The sequence below is a fragment of the Deltaproteobacteria bacterium genome (genome assembly GCA_016709225.1).
Taxonomy (GTDB): domain Bacteria; phylum Myxococcota_A; class Polyangia; order Nannocystales; family Nannocystaceae; genus Xiheibacterium; species Xiheibacterium phototrophicum.
Map to the genome: position 1 here is coordinate 1,852,830 of JADJEE010000001.1, position 20,192 is coordinate 1,873,021.

The window sequence follows — 20,192 nt, forward strand, 5'->3', positions numbered from 1 at the left end:
TCACCATGGGGAAGCGGCGTCGAGCGCCGCGGTGCGGGCCGGCGTGAGCATGCCGAACGACGGCCCGCCGTCGCGGAAGCGATGGGGATGCCAGAAGTCGCGCGGATCCTCGCGCAGCTCGAGCACCGCCGGCTCACCGGGTTGGTAGGTGAACGTCGTGGTGTGGCGGTCGCCCGCCGCGAACTCGAGCTCGATCGCGTCGCCGGCGATGCGGTAGGTCAGCGACTCGGTGGTCCAGTCGTCGAAGTCGCCGCGGTGGAACCACCCGGTGCCACGACCGTCGATGCCCGCGCCGCGCAGCTGGTACAGCGTGAAGCCCTCGCCGCCGGTGTCGAACCGACCGTGATCGATCCACATGCGACCGGGCACGCCCGCCGCCGCGACGCCGTGCTCGACCGGGGTCGCGCGGGCCTGGGCGTAGCGCTGGCGACCGCCGGCCCGCGGGTCGTGCTCGAGCACGAGCGTGCGCACGTGCTCGCCCTGCTCGACCGCGATGCGAACGCGGTGGCGCGCGCCGGTCTTGCGAAAGCGCAGCTCGAGCTCGTCGCCGTGCAGCTCGTAGTCGAAGCTGTTGGTGTTGGTCGCACCCACGCGGCCGTAGCGGTAGAGCCCGTGGCCGTCGCCGTGGAAGTAGTAGAACCGCACCGGCGTGCCGGCGACGCCGGGATCGTGGGCGCTCCACAGGCCCACCAGGGGGTCCTCGGCGGCTCGCGCGGGCGCGTCGTCGAGGCGCGCCTCGATTGGCGTCGCGTCGATCGACGGCGACGCGGGGTGGTGGGCGACCACCCACGGCACCGCCGCGACCGCGGCGGCGAAGGCGACGAGTGCGAGCGGGCGGGGACCGCGGCGTCGGGTCATGCCGCCATCGTAGCAGGCCCATCGGGCGAGGCGGCCTCGCGCCCGACTTGTCGAGCGGCGCGGCGATGGTCGATGATGCGCGCGCCGTGCAGCCGCGAAGCGTCCCGCCGCGGGCCTTGGGCCCGAACGAGGTCGAGCCATGACGGCGACGCTCGGTGACGGCGCGCACCCGCGTGCGCCGAGCTTGGTGTTGGCCTCGGCATCGCCGCGGCGCGCCGCACTCCTGCGCGGCGCGGGCCTGTCGTTCGCGTGCGTGCCGACGGCCTGCGACGAGACCCCGCACCCCGACGAGTCGGCGGTCGCGCTCGCGTGCCGGCTGGCGGCCGCCAAGGCCCGCGCGTGCGACCGCGACGACGCCATCGTGCTCGCCGCCGACACCGTGGTGTGGCGCGCACCGACGCGCCCGCTGGGCAAGCCCGGCAGCCGCGACGAGGCCGCGCAGATGCTCGGTGAGCTGCTGGGTGGCTGGCACCACGTGACGACCGCGTGGGCGCTCGCGGGCGCGGTGCCGTGCGAGGTGCACGAGCAGACCACCCGGGTCGCGATGCGATCCCTCGCACCGGCCGAGCTCGCGGCCTACCTCGATCGCGGCGACTGGCGCGGCAAGGCCGGCGGCTATGGCATCCAGTCCGACGCCGCTGCCTTCGTCGACGCGATCGAGGGCTCGTACACCGCGGTGGTCGGTCTGCCGCTGTCGCAGGTGCTGGCGCGCCTCGTCGCGCTGGGGGTGGTCGGGTGAGCGATGCGATCGACGTCGCGGCGATGGCCGCACGGCTGCAGCGTGTCCGCGATCGCATCGAGCGCGCCCGCGCCCGCGTGGGCACACCGCGGGTGACCCTCGTCGCGGTCAGCAAGCGCCATCTCGCCGCAGCCGTTGCCGCCGCGCGCACGCTGGGCGTCGTGGACCTCGGCGAGAACTACGCCCAGGAGCTCGACGGCAAGCGAGCGATGCTCGCGGACGACGGCATCCGTTGGCACATGATCGGTCCGGTCCAGCGCAACAAGGCCAAGCTGGTGGCGACCTGCGCGATGGTCCACACCGTCGATCGTCCCGAGCTGCTCGACGCGCTCGAGCACCACGCGCTCGCGGCCGAGCACACCCTCGACGTACTCGTGCAGGTCAACGTCGCCGGCGAGGCCAGCAAGTCTGGCGTCGCCCCCGACGGCGTCGCGCGGCTGCTCGATCACGCCGCGAGCTGCACCTCGCTGCGCGTGCGCGGGTTGATGACGATCCCGCCGGCCGGCGAGCCGGCGCAGGCGCGCCCGCACTTCCGCGCGCTCCGCCAGCTGCGCGATGCGCTGGCCGCGACCGCGCGGCCGCAGGTCGAGCTCACCGAGCTGTCGATGGGCATGAGCGATGACCTCGAGGTCGCGATCGAAGAGGGCGCGACCCTGGTGCGGGTCGGCACCGCGATCTTCGGTCCGCGCTGAGCACCACGGGCGCTCGGGCCGGCCGGCGTTCTTGGGTTGTCGCCGAGGCGGGTTCGGTGATACCTCCGATGCATCCTCGATGCTGGGCTCCGACCCCGTCCTGCGGCCTGCGCCCGGCGTCTCGACGTCGCTGTCGATCGTGGTCGACGACGCCACGGTGCCGGCCGCGGTCGACGACACCGCGAGCGCGGCCCTGCTGCGCGCCGGCGTGCTCGCGACCGGCCGTAGCCTCAAGTATCGCCGGCCCCGCGGGGCGTTCTGCCTGCAGGGCGACTGCGGCACCTGCTTGATGCGCGTCGATGGTCAGCCCAACGTGCGCACCTGCACCGCGGTGGTGCACATGGGCATGCGACTGGCCTCGCAGAACCGCGTGCTCGAGCGCGGCCCCGACCCGACCGCGCTGGTCGACACCGTGTTCGCGCGCGGCATGGATCACCACCACCTGATGGTGAAGCCGCGCTTCATGAACACCATCATGCAGGAGGTCGCGCGCAACCTCGCCGGGCTCGGCACCCTGCCCGACCCCGGCGGCACGGCAGTCACGGCCCAGCGCGAGCACCACGTCGATGCGCTCGTCGTCGGGGCCGGGCCCGCCGGCGCGGCCGCGGCGGGGCGACTGCGGCTGGCCGGCTGGTCGGTGGCCTGCGTCGATCGTCTGGATGCCGCCGGCGTGCGGGCACGCGGGGGCGATCCGCTCGCCGCCACTGGGCTCGACACCGCGGTGTTCGGCATCTACCCCCGCGAGCACGGCGAGCGCGGGTGCGTCGCGGCGGTACAGCGGCGCGCCGACGGCAGCACCGTGCACACGTTCGTGCCGCGCCACGTCGTGCTCGCCACCGGCGCGCGCGACGTCATGATCCCGCTGCGCAACAACGACCTGCCCGGCGTGCTGGCGGCGCGCGGCTTGTTGGCGCTGCTGCGGCGCACCGGCGACCGCCTCGCGGTGCCCGCAGTGGTCGTCGGCGACGATGCCGAGGCCGATGCACTGGCTGCTGCGCTGCAGTGCGATCGCATGGCCCCGAGCCAGGTGGACGCGATCCTCGGCGGCGCGCGGGTCGAGGGCCTGGCGTGCAGCGACGGTCGCCGCGACGTCGGCGTGGTCGCGCTCGCGGCCCCGGTGGCACCGGTGTCGGAGCTCGCGCGGCAGGCCGGCGCGAAGGTGGCCTGGAACGGCCGCGGCTTCGCCATCGTGCGTGGGGACGACGGCCGCTGCGGCGATGGCCCGTGGTCGACGTGGGCCTGTGGCGAGGCCTGCGGGGTCGCGGCCGCGGACGCACGCGCCGACGGCGAGCGGATCGCCGAGGCCATGATCGCCGCGCATGGTCGCGGCCATCGAGGTTCGCCATGACCCAGCGGGTGTTCGTGTGCCGCTGCGAGGATGTCACGGTCGCCGAGATCGAGCATGCGATCGCGCTCGGTCTCGCCAGCGTCGAAGAGCTCAAGCGCTACACCGGCCTCGGCACCGGTCCCTGTCAGGGCAAGGAGTGCATGGTCACGTTGGTGCAGCTGCTGTTGGCGCGCGGGGTCGTGACACCGGCGCAGGTGCAGCCGTTCACCGCGCGGCCGCCGGCCGAGCCGGTCACGCTCGCAGAGCTCGCCAGCGCCGCGGCCCCCCGAGCGAGCGACGCCGAGGGCGAGCCACGATGAGCGCCGCGCTCACGCTCGGCAGCGCCGACGCGAAGCTGCCCGGGGTCTGCGACGTCGCGATCGTTGGCGGCGGCGTGATGGGTCTCGCGACCGCGTACCACATCGCGAGCACCTCCAAGCTGCGCGTGGTGGTGCTCGAGCGCAGCTACCTCGTCAGCGGTGCGTCGGGTCGCAACGGCGGCGGCGTGCGCATGCAGTGGGGCGACGAAGGCAACGTGCGGATCATGATGGAGAGCATCGAGATCTGCCGCGGGCTCGCACAGGAGCTCGGCATCAACCTGTGGTTTCGCCAGGGCGGCTATCTGTTCCTGGCGCGCAGCGAAGCCGGCGAACAGCGGCTGCGTCGCAACGCGGCGCTCCACCACAGCCTCGGTGCACCCACGCGGCTGCTCGGCCCCGAGGAGGCGCGCGACGTGGTGCCCGAGCTCGACGTCCGCGAGGTGCGGCTGGCCGCGTTCAACCCCGACGATGGCGTGGTGTTTCCGTGGCCGTTCGTGTGGGGCTACGCGCGACAGGCGATCCGCCGTGGCGTGGTCGTGCGCACGCACACCGCCGCGCTCGCGGCCGAGGCCGACGGCGCCGGCCTGGTGCTGCGACTGTCGAGCGGCGAGCGCCTGCGGGCGGGCCTGGTCATCAACGCCACCGGCGCGTGGTGCCACGGCCTCAACCACTCGCTCGGCGTGCGACTGCCCAACCGTCCCCACCGTCACGAGATCCTCTCGACCGAGCCGCTCAAGCCCTTCCTCGATCCGCTGGTGGTCGATCTCGGCAGCGGGTTGTACTTCTCGCAGAGCACGCGCGGCGAAATCGTCGCGGGCATCACCATGCCCGAGCGCGACCACGGCGGCGACGAGGTCGCGGTCGATCAATCGTCGTCGCTGGCGTTCCTGGCCGAGCTCGGCCGCACGTTGGCGGGGTTGATGCCCCGGCTGGGTGCACTCAAGGTGCTGCGTCAGTGGGCCGGCGCCTACGACGTCTCGCCCGACGGCGACGCCATCGTCGGCCCCTCGCCGGGGGTGCCCGCGCTGCTGCAGGTGTGCGGCTTCACCGGCCACGGCTTCATGATGGCGCCGGCGGTCGGGCGCATGCTCGCGCGCTTCGTGGTGCGGGGCGAGCGACATCCAATGCTCGCGCGATGGGATCCGAGCCGCTTCGAGCGCGGCGACGCCTCCCGGCGCGAAGACATGATCATCGGCTGACCGTTCGCACGCGGCTACGGACAGACGTACTCGTGGGTGATCGCGGTGTTGAAGGCGGCCGCGCGACGCAGCAGCCGGCACGCGGGGCCGCACAGACCCACCAGCGACACACCCGCGCTGAGCGCGTCTTCCAGCACATAGAACTCGTTGGCGTCGGGATCGTTGGCGTCGCAGTCGGCGAGGCCCTCGACCTGGGCGAGGCCCAACGCGCACGAGCTCTCGTCCAGCGAGCAGGGATCGATGCTCAGGCGGAGGTCGGCGAGGGTGTGCGGCGCCGGCAGCTCGTCCGCAGCCAACCACTCACACTCGAGGGGTGCCGCGATCGCGAACGTCAGCGCAACGCCCATGGCGTCCGGACTCGAGAGGTCGCTGATGATGCCGCCGGCCTCGCGCACGAGCGGTGCGAACGGACCGCCGGTCGTCTCACCACAGCCCGGGCAGGCGAGATCGACGTCCCAGCCCCCGTCCACGAGCCCGAGCAGGAAGTTCGTCAGGCCCACCGGGGGATCTTCACCGGGGCTCAGCAACAGCACCCGCTTGCGCGGCGAGTCGGCCTCGGGCCACAGCACGCACGAGTACTGCGGCGCGTCCTGTATGGCGGTCAACGCCGGGGCGCCGACATCGAGCATGCGGTGGACCACGTGCGTGCACGTGCCGCTCTCGCAACCATCGCAGGCGTCGGCGAACGTCGCCAGGCCGACGCCGAGATCGAGGAACACGACCCGCGTGCCCTCGGCGTCGACGAGCGCTTGCAGCTCGAGCGGCGCAATGGCCTGGTTGAAGGCGGTTGGATCGACGTCGGCGAGCGCGAGCACGATCAGCTGCGTCGGCACCGGATCGGCGGCGACGTCCAGGCTCGCGTCCTCGCACACCGCGGCGGTCGTGCTGCTGTCGGCCACCTCGCCGCTGCTGCCAGACCCTGTCGCAGCTTCGGTGGTCGACGAGGTCGAGCCCTCGCTACCGCTGCCCTCGCCACCCGTGCTCGCGCCACCGCTGCCGTCCGAGGACGACACCGTCGTCACCCCCTGCGCCTCGTCGAAGCAGCCCCCGATGCCCACGAACATGGTGATCGCCAGACGACGCAAGTACACGATGGGGGAGCGTAGCACGCCCCGCCCGCGCGCCGCCTTCGCCCCGGCGCCACGCCCTCGGCCCGCGACCGCACTGGGAGCGCGGGCCCACGCCTTCGACGCGCACGCCCAGGCTCGGGTGCGATGATGCGGCGTGCTTGCCGTGCTCTCCCGCGAGCGTATCGTTGCCGCGCCCGGCTTCAACCGCTGGCTGATCCCGCCGTGCGCGTTGGCGATCCACTTGTGCATCGGCCAGGCCTACGCCTTCTCCGTCTTCAAGCTGCCGCTGACCCGCGTGGTCGGCGTGACCGCCCCGGGCGCCGCCGACTGGACCCAGCCGCAGCTCGCCTGGGTGTTCACGATCGCGATCGTCGCCCTGGGTCTCTCGGCGGCGGTGTTCGGCAAGTGGGTCGAGCGCGCCGGCCCGCGTCGCAGCGGCGTGACGGCGGCGGCCCTGTGGAGCGCCGGCTTCCTGATCTCGGCGCTCGGCGTGCACCTGCACGCGATCGCCCTGCTCTACCTGGGCTACGGCGTCATCGGGGGCTGCGGCCTCGGCATCGGCTACATCACGCCGGTCTCGACGCTCATCAAGTGGTTCCCCGACCGCCGCGGGCTCGCCACCGGCATGGCGATCATGGGCTTCGGTGGCGGCGCCTTCGTGGCCGGACCGCTCTCGCAGCGCTTGATGGAGCGGTTCGCCGGCCCCGACGACGTCGGGGTCGCGCCCACGCTGCTGGTCTTGGGCGGCGTCTACTTCGTCGTGATGATGGTGGGTGCGCTGGGTTTTCGTCTGCCACCGGGCGGCCACGCGACGGGCGCGACCACCGGCGCGACGCCGGCCGGCGGCGGCCACCATGTGTCGCCGTCGCGGGCGATCCGCACGCCGCAGTTCTACCTGCTGTGGGGCGTGCTGTGTCTGAACGTCACCGCCGGCATCGGCGTCATCGAACAGGCGTCGCCGATGATCCAGGAGCTCTTCGGCGGTCGCATCGATCCGCCGGCGGCGGCGGGCTTCGTGGGGCTGCTCAGCCTCTTCAACATCGGCGGCCGCTTCGTGTGGTCGTCGCTGTCGGACCGCATCGGCCGCAAGCGCACCTACGCGTGCTTCTTCACGCTGGGGCCGGCGCTGTACCTCGCGCTGCCGTGGACGGGTGAGCACGGCAGCGTGATCGGATTCGTCGTCGCCGCGGCGGCGATCCTCACCATGTACGGCGGCGGCTTCGCGACGATCCCGGCCTACCTCGCCGATCTGTTCGGCACCCAATTCGTGGGCGCGATCCATGGCCGGCTGCTGACCGCGTGGTCGGCCGCGGGCGTGGCGGGACCATGGCTGGTGAACCACCTTCGGCAATCGCAGATCGATGCGGGCGTGGCCCCGACCCGCGCGTACACCGTGGTGCTGCAGCTGATGGCGGCGCTGTTGGTGCTGGGGTTCGTGCTCAACGCGCTGGTGCGCGACGTTGCGTCGCGACACCACATGAGCGCCGGCGAGCTCGAGCACGAACGACGCACCCGCGGTGCCGATCTCCCACGACCGGCGTCGACCCGCGAGCGCCCCGAGGCGGCGTCGTGGCGGGTGATCGCGGCGTGGCTCGCCGCCGGGGCCCCGCTGACATGGGGCATCGTCCAGACCGCCCGCGGGGTCGCGGCGATGTTCCGCTGAGCCACCGCGCCCGCGATCGCAGCCGGGCCCATCGTGCCCACGCGCGCCCGCGAGGGGACGCTGCGGCTTCTGGTATCTTGATGGGATGCGCCTGGCCTATCCCTTCACGCTGGTCGGTCCCGTCGCGGTCGCGCTCACGCTCGTGGGCTGCGGCGACGACGTCACCGAGGCCGCCGACAGCTCGGGCTCGACGAGCGACGCCACCGCCACCACGGGCACCACTGCATCGACCAGCGCCGACAGCAGCGGTAGCGACAGCAGCGGTGCCGACAGCAGCGGCAGCTCGGGCGGCAGCAGCGAGAGCACGGGCGGCGGCGATTCGGTGTGCGGTGACGGCGTGGTCGAGGGCGGCGAGGGCTGCGACGACGCCGGCGAGAGTGCCACCTGCAACGCCGACTGCACCGCCGCCCAGTGCGGCGACGCCGTGCTCAACCAGGCCGCAGGCGAGACCTGCGACGACGCCGGCGAGAGTGCCACCTGCAACGCCGACTGCACCGCCGCCCAGTGCGGCGACGCCGTGCTCAACCAGGCCGCCGGCGAGAGCTGCGACGCGGGAGGCGACACCGCACGCTGCGACGCCGACTGCACCGCGGTCGCGTGTGGCGACGGCATCACCAACGCGGCCGCCGGCGAGGATTGCGACGACGCCGGTGAGTCTGCCGCCTGCGACGCCGACTGCACTGCGAGCGCCTGCGGCGATGGGCTCACGAACGCGACCGCGGGCGAGAGCTGCGACGACGCGGGTCCCAGCGTCACCTGCGACGACGACTGCACACCCGCCACCTGCGGCGACGCGGTCGTCAACACGGTCGCGGGCGAGCAGTGCGACGACGCCGGCGTGAGCGCGACGTGCAACGACGACTGCACCCTGGCCGCGTGCGGCGACGGCATCACCAACGCCGAGGCCGGCGAGAGCTGCGACGACGCCGGCGCATCGGCGACCTGCGACGTCGACTGCACCACCGCGACCTGTGGCGACGGCACCGCCAACGCGCTCGCGGGCGAAGCCTGCGACGCCGCCGGGGCCTCGGCCAGCTGCGACGACGACTGCACCATCGCCACCTGCGGCGACGGCACCGCTAACCCGCTCGCGGGCGAGGACTGTGACGACGCCGGCGACTCGCCCACCTGCGACGACGACTGCACCACCGCCACCTGCGGCGACGCCCACGTCAACCTCGCGGCCGGCGAGGACTGTGACGACGCCGGCGTGTCGGCCAGCTGCGACGACGACTGCACCACCGCCACCTGTGGCGACGGCACCCTCAACGCGCTGGCCGGCGAGACCTGCGACGACGCTGGCGACTCGGCCGGCTGCGACGACGACTGCACGCCCGCGCTGTGTGGCGACGCGCATGTGAACGCGGCCGCCGGCGAGGCCTGTGACGACGGTGGCCCATCGGCGAGCTGCGATGGCGACTGCAGCCCCGCGAGCTGTGGCGACGGCACCGTCAACGCCGCGGCGGGCGAGCAGTGCGACGAAGGCGGCCCGTCGGCGACCTGCGACGCCGACTGCACGCTGCCGTCGTGCGGCGACGGCGTCACCAACGTCGACGCCGGCGAGACCTGCGACGACGCGGGTGAGAGCGCGACCTGTGACAGCGACTGCTCGGCCGCGGCCTGCGGCGACGCGCTCATGAACGCCGCCGCCGGAGAGTTCTGCGACGATGGCACCGCGACCATCGATTGCGACGCGGACTGCACCGCGGTCAGCTGTGGTGATGGCACCACCAACGCGGCCGCCGGCGAGGTCTGCGATGACGCGGGTGCCTCCGCCACCTGCGACGTCGACTGCACGTCGCCCTCGTGCGGCGACGGCGTGGTCAACCCGCCCGCGGGCGAGAGCTGCGAGGACGGCAACTTCACCCCCAACGACGGCTGCTCGGCGAGCTGCGTGCAGCAGCAGGTCACCCAGCTCGCGCTCGGTGCCGCCCACACCTGCGCGCTGCTCGACACCGGCGCGGTACGCTGCTGGGGCCTGGGCACCAACGGTCGGTTGGGCTACGGCAGCACCGCATCGGTGGGCGACGACGAGCTGCCGTCGGCGGCCGGCGACGTCGACGTCGGCGGCACCGTGGTGCAGCTCGCAGCGGGTGGCCTGCACACCTGCGCGCTGCTGCAGGGCGGCACCGTGCGGTGCTGGGGCGGCGGCACCACCGGTCGCCTGGGCTACGCCAACACCAACAGCATCGGCGACGACGAGGTGCCCGCGGCCGCCGGCGACGTCGACGTCGGAGGTGTCGTCACGCAGATCGTCGCCGGTGGCAGCCACACCTGTGCGCTGCTGGTCGGCGGTTCGGTGCGATGTTGGGGCAACGGCGTGCTGGGCCGGCTCGGCTACGGCAACACCAACAGCATCGGCGACAACGAGACCCCGGCCAGCGCCGGTGATGTGCCGCTGGGCGGCGTGGCCACGGCGCTGACCGCCGGCGACCAACACACCTGCGCGCTGCTCGACACCGGCGCGGTGCGCTGCTGGGGTGCCAACGGCGATGGGCGACTCGGCTACGGCAACACCAACAACATCGGCGACGACGAGACCCCGACGGGCGCCGGCGACGTCGACGTCGGCGGCACCGTCACCCAGGTCGACGCCGGCGACGCGCACACCTGCGCGCGTCGCAGCGACGGCAGCGTGCGCTGTTGGGGGCTCGGCACCAACGGCCGGCTCGGCTACGGCAACACCAACAACATCGGCGACAACGAGACCCCGGCCAGCGCCGGCGACGTCGATGTCGGCGGTGCGGTCACCCGCATCACCGCCGGCGGCACACACACGTGCGCGCGGCTCGACGACGGCGCGGCGCGTTGTTGGGGCAACGGCGCCAACGGCCGCCTCGGCTACGGCAACACCAACCTCATCGGCGACAACGAGGTCCCCGCGACCGCGGGGGACGTCGCGGTCGGATCGACGTCGGCCACCGTCGATGCCGGCGGCGCGCACAGCTGCAGCCGCCTGCCGACCGGCGCGGTGCGCTGCTGGGGCCTGGGCGGCTTCGGCGGCCTCGGCTACGGTGCGATCGCAAACATCGGCGACAACGAGCTGCCCAGCACGGCCGGCAACGTGCAGGTGTTCTGAACGGTGGATGAACGCCAGGCGAGCCGTCTGGCGGGCGCCGCCCGACCAAGGGGGAGTGCGGGCCGCCCTTCCCCACTGGCGCAGGTGCTGCGGCCCGGCGCGGGCCGTTCGCGGCATCGCGCTGCGGGGTCGAGCCGCCGATCCATTTGCCTCGTCGCGATTCAAGCGGCATCGCCGTCGAGCCGATGTGCGAGGCATGTCCGGTTCGGCCGCCGTCCGCATGCCGCCCGCGCCGGCGCCGCTCACCGCCGTGTCCGCCGACGCCGACTCCATCGATGACTCCGCCTTCGACGACGCCACGCGGCGCGCGCTCGACTGGCTGCGGTCGCCGCGGCGCAAGCTCTCGGCGCTCCCGGCCGCCGTCGCCGACCTGATGGCCGTCGCCAACAGCCGCGAGGCCAACTTCCGCGAGGTCGATCGGGTCGTGCGCGCGTGCCCGGTGGTCGCGGCACGCGTGTTGTCGGTGGCCAACTCGCCGCTGTACCGCCCACCCGCACCGATCACCTCGCTGCGGATGGCGCTGATGCGGCTCGGATGGGGCATCCTGCGCGAGATCCTGCTGCAGGCGATCGCCGAGGCCCACCTCTTCCGCGGCGGCGCGCGTCGCCAGCTCAATGCCACGCGCCAACACTCGATTGCGATCGCCCATGTGCATCGCCACGTCGCGCAGGTGATCGGCTTCGACACGGAGCACGCGTTCGCGTGCGGGCTCCTGCACGACATCGGCCGGCCCACCATCCTCGGGATGCTGCTCGATCCGGCCGCGCCGACGCTGTCGCCGGAGCAACAGCAGACCCTGGTGGACGCCGGTCATGGGTGGTTCGGCGCACGCCTGTGCGGCATGTGGAACCTGCCCGAGGTGGTGTCGCGCGTGTGCCTCGAGCACCATCGCTACGAGGTCGACGACGACAGCGGGATCAGCCAGGCCGGGGTCTCGACCGTGGCGATCTGCGAGGCCTTGGTGTGCGCCGACGGCTTCGCCAGCGAGCCCGCCCCCACGCCCGAGCAGGCCGAACGGCTGCTCGCGCGACTGGGCCTGCCACCGCACGAGCTCGCCTCGCTGCGCAGCACCGCGCTGCTGATCTGCCAAGAAGCGGGCTAGCGCGGCGTCGGCCACCGCGCGTCCCAGGCGACGTTTGCCTGGCCCCGCCGATCGCGTACGCTGCCGCCGGTGACGGTCGAGCGCGACCCCGCGACGCTGTGCCACCAGCTCGAGCGACTCGGCTGCGTGACGCCGGCGCTGGTCATCGATCTCGACACCGTCGCGGCCAACATCGCCGCCGTGCTGGCGCGCGTCGGCGACCCCCGGCGTTGGCGACCCCACGTGAAGACCGTCAAGCAGGCCGCGATCGTGCGCCTGCTGCTGGACGCCGGCGTGCGCCACTTCAAGTGCGCGACGCTGCCCGAGCTCTCGCTGGTGTTGGCGACCGCCGACGAGGCCGCGGTCGCGGTCGACGTGCTGCTGGCCCACCCGCTGCCGCAGTCGCGATTCCCCGAGCTGCTCGCGCTCGCGCAGGCCCATCGGCGCGCGCAGGTCGGCGTGTTGGTCGACGCGCCCGAGGTGCTCGCGCGCTGGCCCGACGGTGCCGACGCGATCGCCCGCTGGCTCGACGTCGACGTCGGCATGCACCGCACCGGCACCGCCGCGTCGCGCTGGCTCGACTGGCTCGACCGCCACGGGCGCAGCGAGATCGCCGGCCTGCACGGCTACGAGGGCCACCTCGGGTTCGACGATCGCGACACCGCCTTCGCCGGCTACGACGCGCTGGTCGAGCTGGCCCAACGACACGGCGGACTCGCCTACGTCACGACCTCGGGCAGCCACGCCATCGAGCACGCGCTCGCGCACGCGGGCCTGACGTCGGGACCGTGGCAGCACCAGGTCGGCGCCGGCACCCTGGTGCTCTCGGACCTCGCGAGCACGCGGCCCGCCGCGGCGATCGGTGTGATCCCGGCGGCGTTCGTCGCCGCGCGGGTGATCGCCCGCCCGACCCCGGATCGCATCACGCTCGACGCCGGCAGCAAGGCCATCTCGCCCGATCGCCCGCCGCCTTCGTGCGCGGTGGTCGGCTATCCTGGGCTGGTGCCCGGCAAGGCCAGCGAGGAGCACCTGCCGCTGCGGGTGACCGCCGGCGAGGTGCCCGAGCGCGGAGCGATCGTGCTGCTGGTGCCGGACCACGTGTGCACGACCGTGAACCTGCACCGCGAAGCGATCCACGTCCGCGACGGCAGCGTGTGCGGGTTCGGCGAGATCGAGGCCGCCGGCCGTGAGCGCCCGCTGCCGCACTGGAGCCCCCCATGCACGACGGCAGCGACGACCCGGTGAGCGAGCTCGACGACGGCGTGATGATCGCGCTGCAGGTGGTACCGCGCGCATCCAAGAGCCGCGTGCTCGGTCGTCACGGCGACCGCGTGAAGATTCAGCTCGCGGCGCCGCCGGTCGACGGTGCCGCGAATGCTGCGCTGATCGACCTGCTGGCCGAGGTGTTGGCGTGCCCGCGGGGCGCGGTCGAGATCGTCGCGGGCGAGACCGGTAAGCGCAAGCGCGTGCGCGTGCGCGGGGTCGTGGCCCAGGTGGTGCGGCGGAGCATGGGGCTGCTGCCGGCCGCCGCGCTGGCTGTGATCGCAGCGACGCTGCCCGCATGCGCGCCGTTCACCTCCGATCTCGAGGTCGACGTGGTGCTGCCCGAGGACCACGACGACCTCGAGGCGGCCGACAACGCGTCGCTGCTGCTCGGCCCCGACGGCACCGTCGAGACCATCGCCGCCGACGGCGTCGACTTCTCCTTCCGGGTCGAGCTCGAGCCCGACGACGTGGTGCACGAGCTCTCGCTCTACCTCGCCGAGGGCGAGTCGCTGTTGGCCTGGGGGCGCACGCCGCCGTTCACGTACGGCGGCGCCGGTGGTGGGCTCGGGCTGTTCCTCGGCCGTCCCGGCGCGTTGTCGACCTTCCCGCTCGCGCTCGACCTGCCCGACGATCACCTGCTCGCCGCCAACGCGGTAGGCCGCGGCGTGGTGCTACTGTCGAGCGACGGCGCGACCTCGTTCATCGACGCCTTCACGCGCGAGGCCGCCGCGGCCGCGTCGCTCGACGATGCCCCCGACCCACGAGACGGCACACTCGTCGGCGATGCGCTGGGCGGGGTCATGCGCGTGCGTTGGCAGCAGGGCCTCGGCCTGCAGCGCTTCGATCCCGGCGAAGACAGCTGGCGCGCGCTCGCCTTGCAGGGCGCCGACGAGGTCGGCGCGCGCCCGCACGCATCGTGGGTCGTCGACGGCGGCGGCACGGTGTTGAGCCTGCTCGGCGGCGGCGGCCACACCGACGTCATCGCCGTCGATCTCGTGCCGCGCGACGACGGCACGGTGCACGCCGAGCCGATCGCCGGCCTCGCGCTCGATGTCCCGCGCGATGGTGCGCGCGCGCAGTGGATCGTGCGTGCCGACGGCGACGACGGCGACGACATCCTCGTGTTCGGTCACGGCGAGGTCAGCGGTGACGGCGTGGCCGCGGCGTGGTGGCTGCGCGGCGAGCTCGCGAGCGGGCCACTCGACACCGAGCTCCGCCAGGGCGGCAGCTGCACGCAGCTCGACGACGGCAGCGACGGCCAGAGCGTGCGGGTGCTGTGCGGCGGGGGCCTGCTCGGTGCGACCCCGACCGCCGACGTCGAACAGTTCGATCGCGCCGCCGATGGCAGCGTCACGTGGACCCACCACGCCGATCTGCTGCAGCCGACGATGGCCTCGCCGCTGTGGTGGGCCGACGAAGTCGCGGTCTACGCGCAGGGTGAAGGCGTGCTGGTCTCGTTCGCGCTCGACACGCTCGTCGCCGCGCCGTCCACACCTGCGCTGCGAGCCAGCGGCGGGCAGGCGGTGCGCGACGATACCGGCGCCATCATCGTGGTGGGCGGCCAGGACATCGCCGGCACCGCAGTCTCGCGGCTGCAGGTGTTCGTCCCCGCCCTGCCGCCTTGAGCCTCGGACCCCGACGAGGCACATGCCGAGCGCACGTCGCCGCGCCGCTGTCGTGCCGCGCGACGTTGCGAAATCGCCGTTGTTCGGCGTACTGCGCTGCTCGTATAGTTCGCGCGACCGAACAGAAGGAGCCCCATGGCCGATACGCTCTCCATCACCGACAACCGCACGGGCAAGACCTACGAGGTCGCGATCCAGGACGGCACCATTCGCGCCGCCGATCTGCGCCAGATCAAGGTTGCGTCCGATGACTTCGGGCTGATGAGCTACGACCCCGCGTTCATGAACACGGCGTCGTGTCGTTCTGCGATCACCTACCTCGACGGCGACGCCGGCATCCTGCGCTACCGCGGCTATCCCATCGAGCAGCTCGCCGAGCAGTCGACCTACCTCGAGGTCGCGTACCTCCTGCTGCACGGCGAGCTGCCGACGGAACCGCAGCTGGCCACCTGGCAGCACTCCGTCACCTCGCACACCTTCGTGCACGAGTTCCTCAAGCGCGCGCTCGAGGGCTACCGCTACGACGCCCACCCGATGGGTCGGCTGGTCGCGTTCCTCGCCACGCTGTCGACCTTCTACACCGACGCCAAGGACGTGCGGAGCCCCGACATCCGCATGCAGCACGCGGTCCGCATCATCGCCAAGATGCCGACCATCGCGGCGTGGGCGTACCGTCACGCGCTGGGCCGACCGTACATCTACCCCAACAACGAGCTGTCCTACTGCGGCAACTTCCTCGCGATGCTGTTCCAGATCGCCGAGCCCAAGTACAAGCCGCATCCGGTGCTGGAGCGCGCGCTCGACGTGCTGTTCATCCTGCACGCCGACCACGAGCAGAACTGCTCGACCAGCGCCGCACGCGGCGTGGGCTCGGCCGAGTCGGACCCGTACGTCTCGCTCGCGGCCGCGAGCGCCGCGCTCTATGGCCCGCTGCATGGCGGCGCCAACGAGGCGGTGCTGCGCATGCTCAAGAAGATCGGCAGCGTCAAGAACGTGCCCGAGTTCATCACCTCGGTGAAGAACGGCGAGGGCAAGTTGATGGGCTTCGGCCACCGCGTGTACAAGAACTACGACCCGCGCGCGAAGGTCATCAAGAAGCTCGCCGACGAGGTCTTCTCCGTCACCGGCAAGAACCCGCTGTTGGACATCGCGCTCGAGCTCGAGAAGATCGCGCTCTCGGACGACTACTTCATCAAGCGCAAGCTCTACCCCAACGTCGACTTCTACTCGGGCCTCATCTACCAGGCGATGGGCTTCCCGGTGGAGATGTTCCCGGTGCTGTTCGCGATCCCCCGCGCTTCGGGATGGCTGTCGCAGTGGTCGGAGATGCTCGACGACGGTGAGCAGAAGATCTCGCGACCTCGCCAGATCTACACCGGCCCCGACGAGCGGGCGTACGTGCCGCTCGACAAGCGCGGCTAGCCGCGCTCACGCGCGTGCGTCGAGCAGCGCGTGCAGCCGCTCGACCACCGCCTCGGGCTCGGCGGCCATGCGAATCGGCCGGTTCGCATGGACGCTGTCGAACCCGAGCGCGCCCTCGTGGTAGCGGGTCTTGAACTCGGTGAACTTGAGTCCGTGCGCGGTCGAGATCACGATCACGCGCTCGTGCCGGGCGATGGTGCCGGACGCGACCAGCTTCTCGAGGCACGCCAACGCGACCCCGGTGTGGGGACAGTTGAACATGCCGGTGCGGTCGGCCCGTGCGACCGCGTCGGCAAGCTCGGCCTCGCTGGCCTGCTCGACCACGCCGTTGCACGCCTGCAGCGCGGCGATGGCCTTGGCGCGACTGACCGGATCGCCGATCTGGATCGCCGACGCCAGCGTCGGCGCGGCCACGATCGGCTCGAAGTCGTCGGCCTGCATCGCGCGACCGGCCGCGCGCGCACGCTGGTAGGCGCGGAACAGCGGGTTGGCGTGCTCCGCCTGGCAGCACGCCAGCCGCGGGAGCTTCGAGGTCAGGCCCAGCTCGCGCAGCTGCAGGAAGCCCTTGGCGATGGCGCTGACGTTGCCGAGGTTACCGCCGGGCACCAGCACCCAGTCGGGCACCGCCCAGTCGAACTGCTGGACGATCTCGATCGCGATGGTCTTCTGGCCCTCGACGCGCAGGCTGTTCATCGAGTTCGCCAGGTAGATGCCGGGGTCTTCGGTCAGGCGTTGGACCACGCGCATGCAGCCATCGAAGTCCGTCGCCAGCGAGCAGACGATCGCGCCGTTGGCCAGCGGCTGGACCAGCTGCGCCGCCGAGACCTTGGCCTCGGGCAGCAGCACCACCACCGGGATGCCCGCCGCCGCGCCGTAGGCCGCCAGCGCCGCCGAGGTGTCGCCGGTCGATGCGCACGCGACCGCGCGGATCGGCTTGCCCTCGGCGATCATCTGCTTCACCGACGACACCAGCACCGTCATCCCGAGATCCTTGAAGGAGCCGGTGTGGCTGGTGCCGCACTGCTTGATCCACAGGTCTTCGACGCCGATGCCGCGGCCGTGCCGCTCGGCCCAGAAGAGGTTGGTGCCGCCCTCCAGCAGCGAGACCACGTTCTGGTCGGCGACGTGCGGCGCGACCCACTCCTTCTTGCCCCACACGCCGGAGCCGTAGGGCCAGCCGGTTCGCAGCCAGCGCTCGTCGAACAGCTTCATCCACGCCGCCGGCGAACGATCGCGCAGCGCCACGGTGTCGTGCACGACCTCGAGCAGGCCGCCGCAGCGGGGACAACGGTATGCGATCTCGGTCAGGCCGATGCGCACCGGACAGCCGGCGATGCACGCGAACGCGGCGGAGTACATGACTGCAAGGGTGACCGCCCGGCCGTGCTCCGTGCAAGCGTCGCGCGGCCGCACCCGACGGCGTCGGCACCTCGCCACGGCGCGCGGGGTTCGACGCTCGCGCGAAGCCGCGGCCTGCTAGGCTCGCCCGGGTGACCGCCCTGCGACGCGTGCTGTCCTCGCCAATCTGGCGCCGACGGCTGCTCACCGCGGCCATCGGCCTGCTGCTCACGGCGCTGCCGCTGGTCGGCACCCTGGGCTACGAGCACGCCTTCGTGATCGCGCCGCTGGCGAGCCTCGGCGGCATGGCGACCGGTGTGGATGCAGTGCGGCGGGCGCGTGGGTCGGGCGCGCCCACGCGGCTGCGCGAGCTGCTGGCGAGCGGCGCCCGCGAGCTGGCGGTGTTGTGCGCCATCGCGTTCGCGATGCCGCTGGTCGGCCAGCTGTGGCAGCGTGCGTGCGAGCCCCTCGGCGGCACCGCGTTCTTCGCGATGGGCCCGGTGTTGTCGGCGGCGCTCGGCCTGGTCGCCGGCCTGTGGGGCGGCGTGCTGGGCCGCACCCGTCGACGCGCGCTGCTGCTGGCGGCGACGCCGATGCTCGCCTCGACGGTGATCGGGCTGTGGCGACTGTTCGCCGAGCCGGTGGTCTTCGCCTACGATCCGTTCTTCGGCTACTTCTCGGGCTCGGTCTACGACGAAGCCGTCGCGGTGGGTGGCACCTACCTGGTGTTCCGCGCGTACAACCTCGCGGTCGCCGGGCTGGCGCTGCTGGCGTTTGTGGCCGCGGTGACGCCGACGCTCGCGCTGCGGCGTCCGCGGGCCGGCGTGCTCGTGGCGCTCGGCATCGCGGCAGCGGCCTGCGGTGCCGTGGGTCTGCGCGGATCGAGGCTGGGGTTCACCGCCGATCTCGACTCGATCACCGAGGTGCTGTCGGCGACCCGCGAGACCGAGCACTTCATCATCCACTACGCGCCGCGCTCGGCCGATGCCCGCACCATCGACGCGGTCGCAGCCGAGCACGAGTTCGCGTGGGCGACCCTGCGCGCGGCCATGAACGGCCGCGAGCCCGAGGGCCGCGTGCGCAGCTTCGTGTTTGCGAGCACCGACCAGAAGCGCAAGCTGATGGGCGCCGGCACCGTACAGGTCGCCGCGCCGTGGCGCCGTCAGATCTACCTCGACCACCGGCCGTTTCCCCACCCGGTACTGCATCACGAGCTCGCCCACGTGTTCGGGGCCACCGTCGGCGATGCCGTGTTCGGGGTCAGCCGCGACGGCACGCGCCTCAACGTCGGTCTCATCGAGGGGTTCGCGACGGCGATGGCGCCCCGCGAGGCCGAGCGGCTCGATCTGCACGACCAGGCCGCCGTGCTGCAGAAGCTCGACAAGCTGCCACCGATGGCCGCGATCATGGGCCCGGGCTTCCTCACCAAGGCTTCGCAGGTGGCGTACACCGCCGCGGGCTCGTTCTGCCTGTGGCTGGTCGAGAACCACGGCTTCGAGCCGATGGCGACGCTCTACCACAGCGCCGGCGATTTCGAGGCCGCGTATGGCAGCGAGCTGGCGCCGCTCGAGCAGGCGTGGCTGGCGTTCCTCGCCGCGCGCGAGGGTATCCGCGACGCCGACGTCGCGGCCGCGCGGCAGCGCTTCGAACGACGCTCGGTGTTCGAGCGCCCGTGCGCACACCGGGTCGCCGAGGTCCGCAGCGAGATCGATCGCGCGCTCGCCCGCGGCGAGGGCGAGCTCGCCATCGAACGGTGGCATCAGCTCTGCGCGCTCGAGCCCGACCAACCCGAGCACACCATCGGGCTGGCGCAGACGCTCGCGACCGAGGCCCACTTCGACGAGGCCGAGCGGACGCTCGCAGAGCTGGCCGCCCGCGACGACATGACGACGACGATCCGCGCGACGATCGCCGAGCGACGCGGCGATGTCGCGCTCGCCAACGGCGCGTACGCCCGGGCTGCCACCGCCTACGCCGAGGCGCTCGCGCTGCCGCAATCCGACCAGCGCGTGCGCGTGCTGCAGCTGCGCGCGCTGGGGGCCGCACGGCCGGAGCTCGCGCAGCTCGTGCTCGACTACTTCGCACCGTTCGATCGCGACGACGACGGCATCGTGAAGGTCGTGACCTCGACGTGGGCGGCCACCGAGCTCACGCGGATCCCCGACGCGGCGGCGCTCGGACACTACCTGCTCGGCCGCCAGCTGCTCAACGCCGAGCGTCCGGCTGCCGCCGACGTCGAGCTCGCACGTGCGCTCGCCGACGGCGGTGCCGGCCTGCCCACGCCCGAGTTCGTGCGAGCGGCCCGCGCCGCGCGGCTCGAGTCGTCGCTGCAGATCGGCGAGTTCGCCACCGCGCGCAGGGTGCTCGCGGCGCTCGAGGCCGAGGCCGACCTGCCTCGCGGCTACGCCTCCGACTGGCAGCAGTGGCGCGAGCGCATCGCGTTCTTCGAGGCCTACGCCGCCGCAGCCCCCTGACGTCGGACGCGGCCGCACGCGGTGCTACCCTCGGCCGCC

At 72.8% G+C, this 20,192-nt stretch carries 12 protein-coding genes and 2 pseudogenes; 11 read left to right on the forward strand and 3 right to left on the reverse strand.

Annotation, left to right across the window (positions count from 1 at the left end; all coding sequences use genetic code 11):
* A complete protein-coding gene (locus IPH07_07615; GenBank protein MBK6917252.1) occupies positions 1–858 on the reverse strand; it encodes a hypothetical protein in 858 nt (285 codons plus the stop codon).
* A 139-nt stretch (positions 859–997) separates the two neighbouring features.
* On the opposite strand from IPH07_07615, the gene maf reads away from it, so the two are divergent.
* The 4 genes and pseudogenes from maf (at position 998) to IPH07_07635 (ending at position 5,135) form a co-directional block, all read left to right on the forward strand.
* Positions 998–1,597, forward strand: a complete 600-nt coding sequence (maf, locus tag IPH07_07620) for a septum formation protein Maf (protein MBK6917253.1) — start codon at positions 998–1,000, stop codon at positions 1,595–1,597.
* A gap of 23 nt (positions 1,598–1,620) precedes the next feature.
* A complete protein-coding gene (locus IPH07_07625) occupies positions 1,621–2,289 on the forward strand; it encodes a YggS family pyridoxal phosphate-dependent enzyme (protein ID MBK6917254.1) in 669 nt (222 codons plus the stop codon).
* A gap of 79 nt (positions 2,290–2,368) precedes the next feature.
* Complete coding sequence (locus IPH07_07630) at positions 2,369–3,637, forward strand: (2Fe-2S)-binding protein (GenBank protein MBK6917255.1); 1,269 nt, start codon at positions 2,369–2,371, stop codon at positions 3,635–3,637.
* A pseudogene (locus IPH07_07635) lies at positions 3,634–5,135 on the forward strand (FAD-dependent oxidoreductase). Before IPH07_07630 ends, IPH07_07635 begins: the two are co-directional and overlap by 4 nt.
* A gap of 14 nt (positions 5,136–5,149) precedes the next feature.
* On the opposite strand, the gene IPH07_07640 reads toward IPH07_07635, so the two are convergent.
* A complete protein-coding gene (locus tag IPH07_07640; GenBank protein ID MBK6917256.1) occupies positions 5,150–6,226 on the reverse strand; it encodes a hypothetical protein in 1,077 nt (358 codons plus the stop codon).
* A gap of 133 nt (positions 6,227–6,359) precedes the next feature.
* Here IPH07_07640 and IPH07_07645 point away from each other — a divergent pair, with 133 nt between their 5' ends.
* The 6 genes and pseudogenes from IPH07_07645 to IPH07_07670 all read left to right on the forward strand — a co-directional run bounded on the left by IPH07_07645 (position 6,360) and on the right by IPH07_07670 (position 16,341).
* Positions 6,360–7,868, forward strand: coding sequence for an OFA family MFS transporter (locus IPH07_07645; protein ID MBK6917257.1), 1,509 nt, complete (start codon positions 6,360–6,362; stop codon positions 7,866–7,868).
* An 85-nt stretch (positions 7,869–7,953) separates the two neighbouring features.
* A complete protein-coding gene (locus IPH07_07650) occupies positions 7,954–10,947 on the forward strand; it encodes a hypothetical protein (GenBank protein MBK6917258.1) in 2,994 nt (997 codons plus the stop codon).
* A gap of 196 nt (positions 10,948–11,143) precedes the next feature.
* On the forward strand, positions 11,144–12,049 hold the full coding sequence (locus tag IPH07_07655; protein MBK6917259.1) for an HDOD domain-containing protein: 906 nt from the start codon (positions 11,144–11,146) through the stop codon (positions 12,047–12,049).
* A 69-nt stretch (positions 12,050–12,118) separates the two neighbouring features.
* Positions 12,119–13,273 carry an alanine racemase gene (locus tag IPH07_07660; protein MBK6917260.1) on the forward strand — a complete coding sequence of 385 codons (1,155 nt, stop codon included), beginning with the start codon at positions 12,119–12,121 and terminating at the stop codon, positions 13,271–13,273.
* Positions 13,246–13,518 (forward strand): annotated as a pseudogene (locus IPH07_07665) (YggU family protein). The gene IPH07_07660 and the pseudogene IPH07_07665 overlap by 28 nt, the downstream one beginning before the upstream one ends.
* Positions 13,519–15,054: 1,536 nt before the next feature.
* Positions 15,055–16,341 (forward strand): citrate synthase, encoded by a 1,287-nt coding sequence (locus IPH07_07670; protein ID MBK6917261.1) that lies wholly within the window; start codon positions 15,055–15,057, stop codon positions 16,339–16,341.
* Between the two features lie 6 nt (positions 16,342–16,347).
* On the opposite strand, the gene thrC is transcribed toward IPH07_07670, so the two are convergent.
* A complete protein-coding gene (gene thrC / locus IPH07_07675; protein ID MBK6917262.1) occupies positions 16,348–17,700 on the reverse strand; it encodes a threonine synthase in 1,353 nt (450 codons plus the stop codon).
* Positions 17,701–17,831: 131 nt separating this feature from the next.
* Here thrC and IPH07_07680 point away from each other — a divergent pair, with 131 nt between their 5' ends.
* A complete protein-coding gene (locus IPH07_07680) occupies positions 17,832–20,153 on the forward strand; it encodes a tetratricopeptide repeat protein (protein ID MBK6917263.1) in 2,322 nt (773 codons plus the stop codon).
* Positions 20,154–20,192 lie beyond the last annotated feature (39 nt).

Bases quoted from the DNA above. Each gene is read 5' to 3' on its own strand.
- thrC (MBK6917262.1), bottom strand. From the start codon at position 17,700: ATGTACTCCGCCGCGTTCGCGTGCATCGCCGGCTGTCCGGTGCGCATC.
- IPH07_07625 (MBK6917254.1), top strand. From the start codon at position 1,621: ATGGCCGCACGGCTGCAGCGTGTCCGCGATCGCATCGAGCGCGCCCGC.
- IPH07_07630 (MBK6917255.1), top strand. From the start codon at position 2,369: ATGCTGGGCTCCGACCCCGTCCTGCGGCCTGCGCCCGGCGTCTCGACG.
- IPH07_07650 (MBK6917258.1), top strand. From the start codon at position 7,954: ATGCGCCTGGCCTATCCCTTCACGCTGGTCGGTCCCGTCGCGGTCGCG.
- maf (MBK6917253.1), top strand. From the start codon at position 998: ATGACGGCGACGCTCGGTGACGGCGCGCACCCGCGTGCGCCGAGCTTG.
- IPH07_07655 (MBK6917259.1), top strand. From the start codon at position 11,144: ATGTCCGGTTCGGCCGCCGTCCGCATGCCGCCCGCGCCGGCGCCGCTC.
- IPH07_07615 (MBK6917252.1), bottom strand. From the start codon at position 858: ATGACCCGACGCCGCGGTCCCCGCCCGCTCGCACTCGTCGCCTTCGCC.
- IPH07_07670 (MBK6917261.1), top strand. From the start codon at position 15,055: ATGGCCGATACGCTCTCCATCACCGACAACCGCACGGGCAAGACCTAC.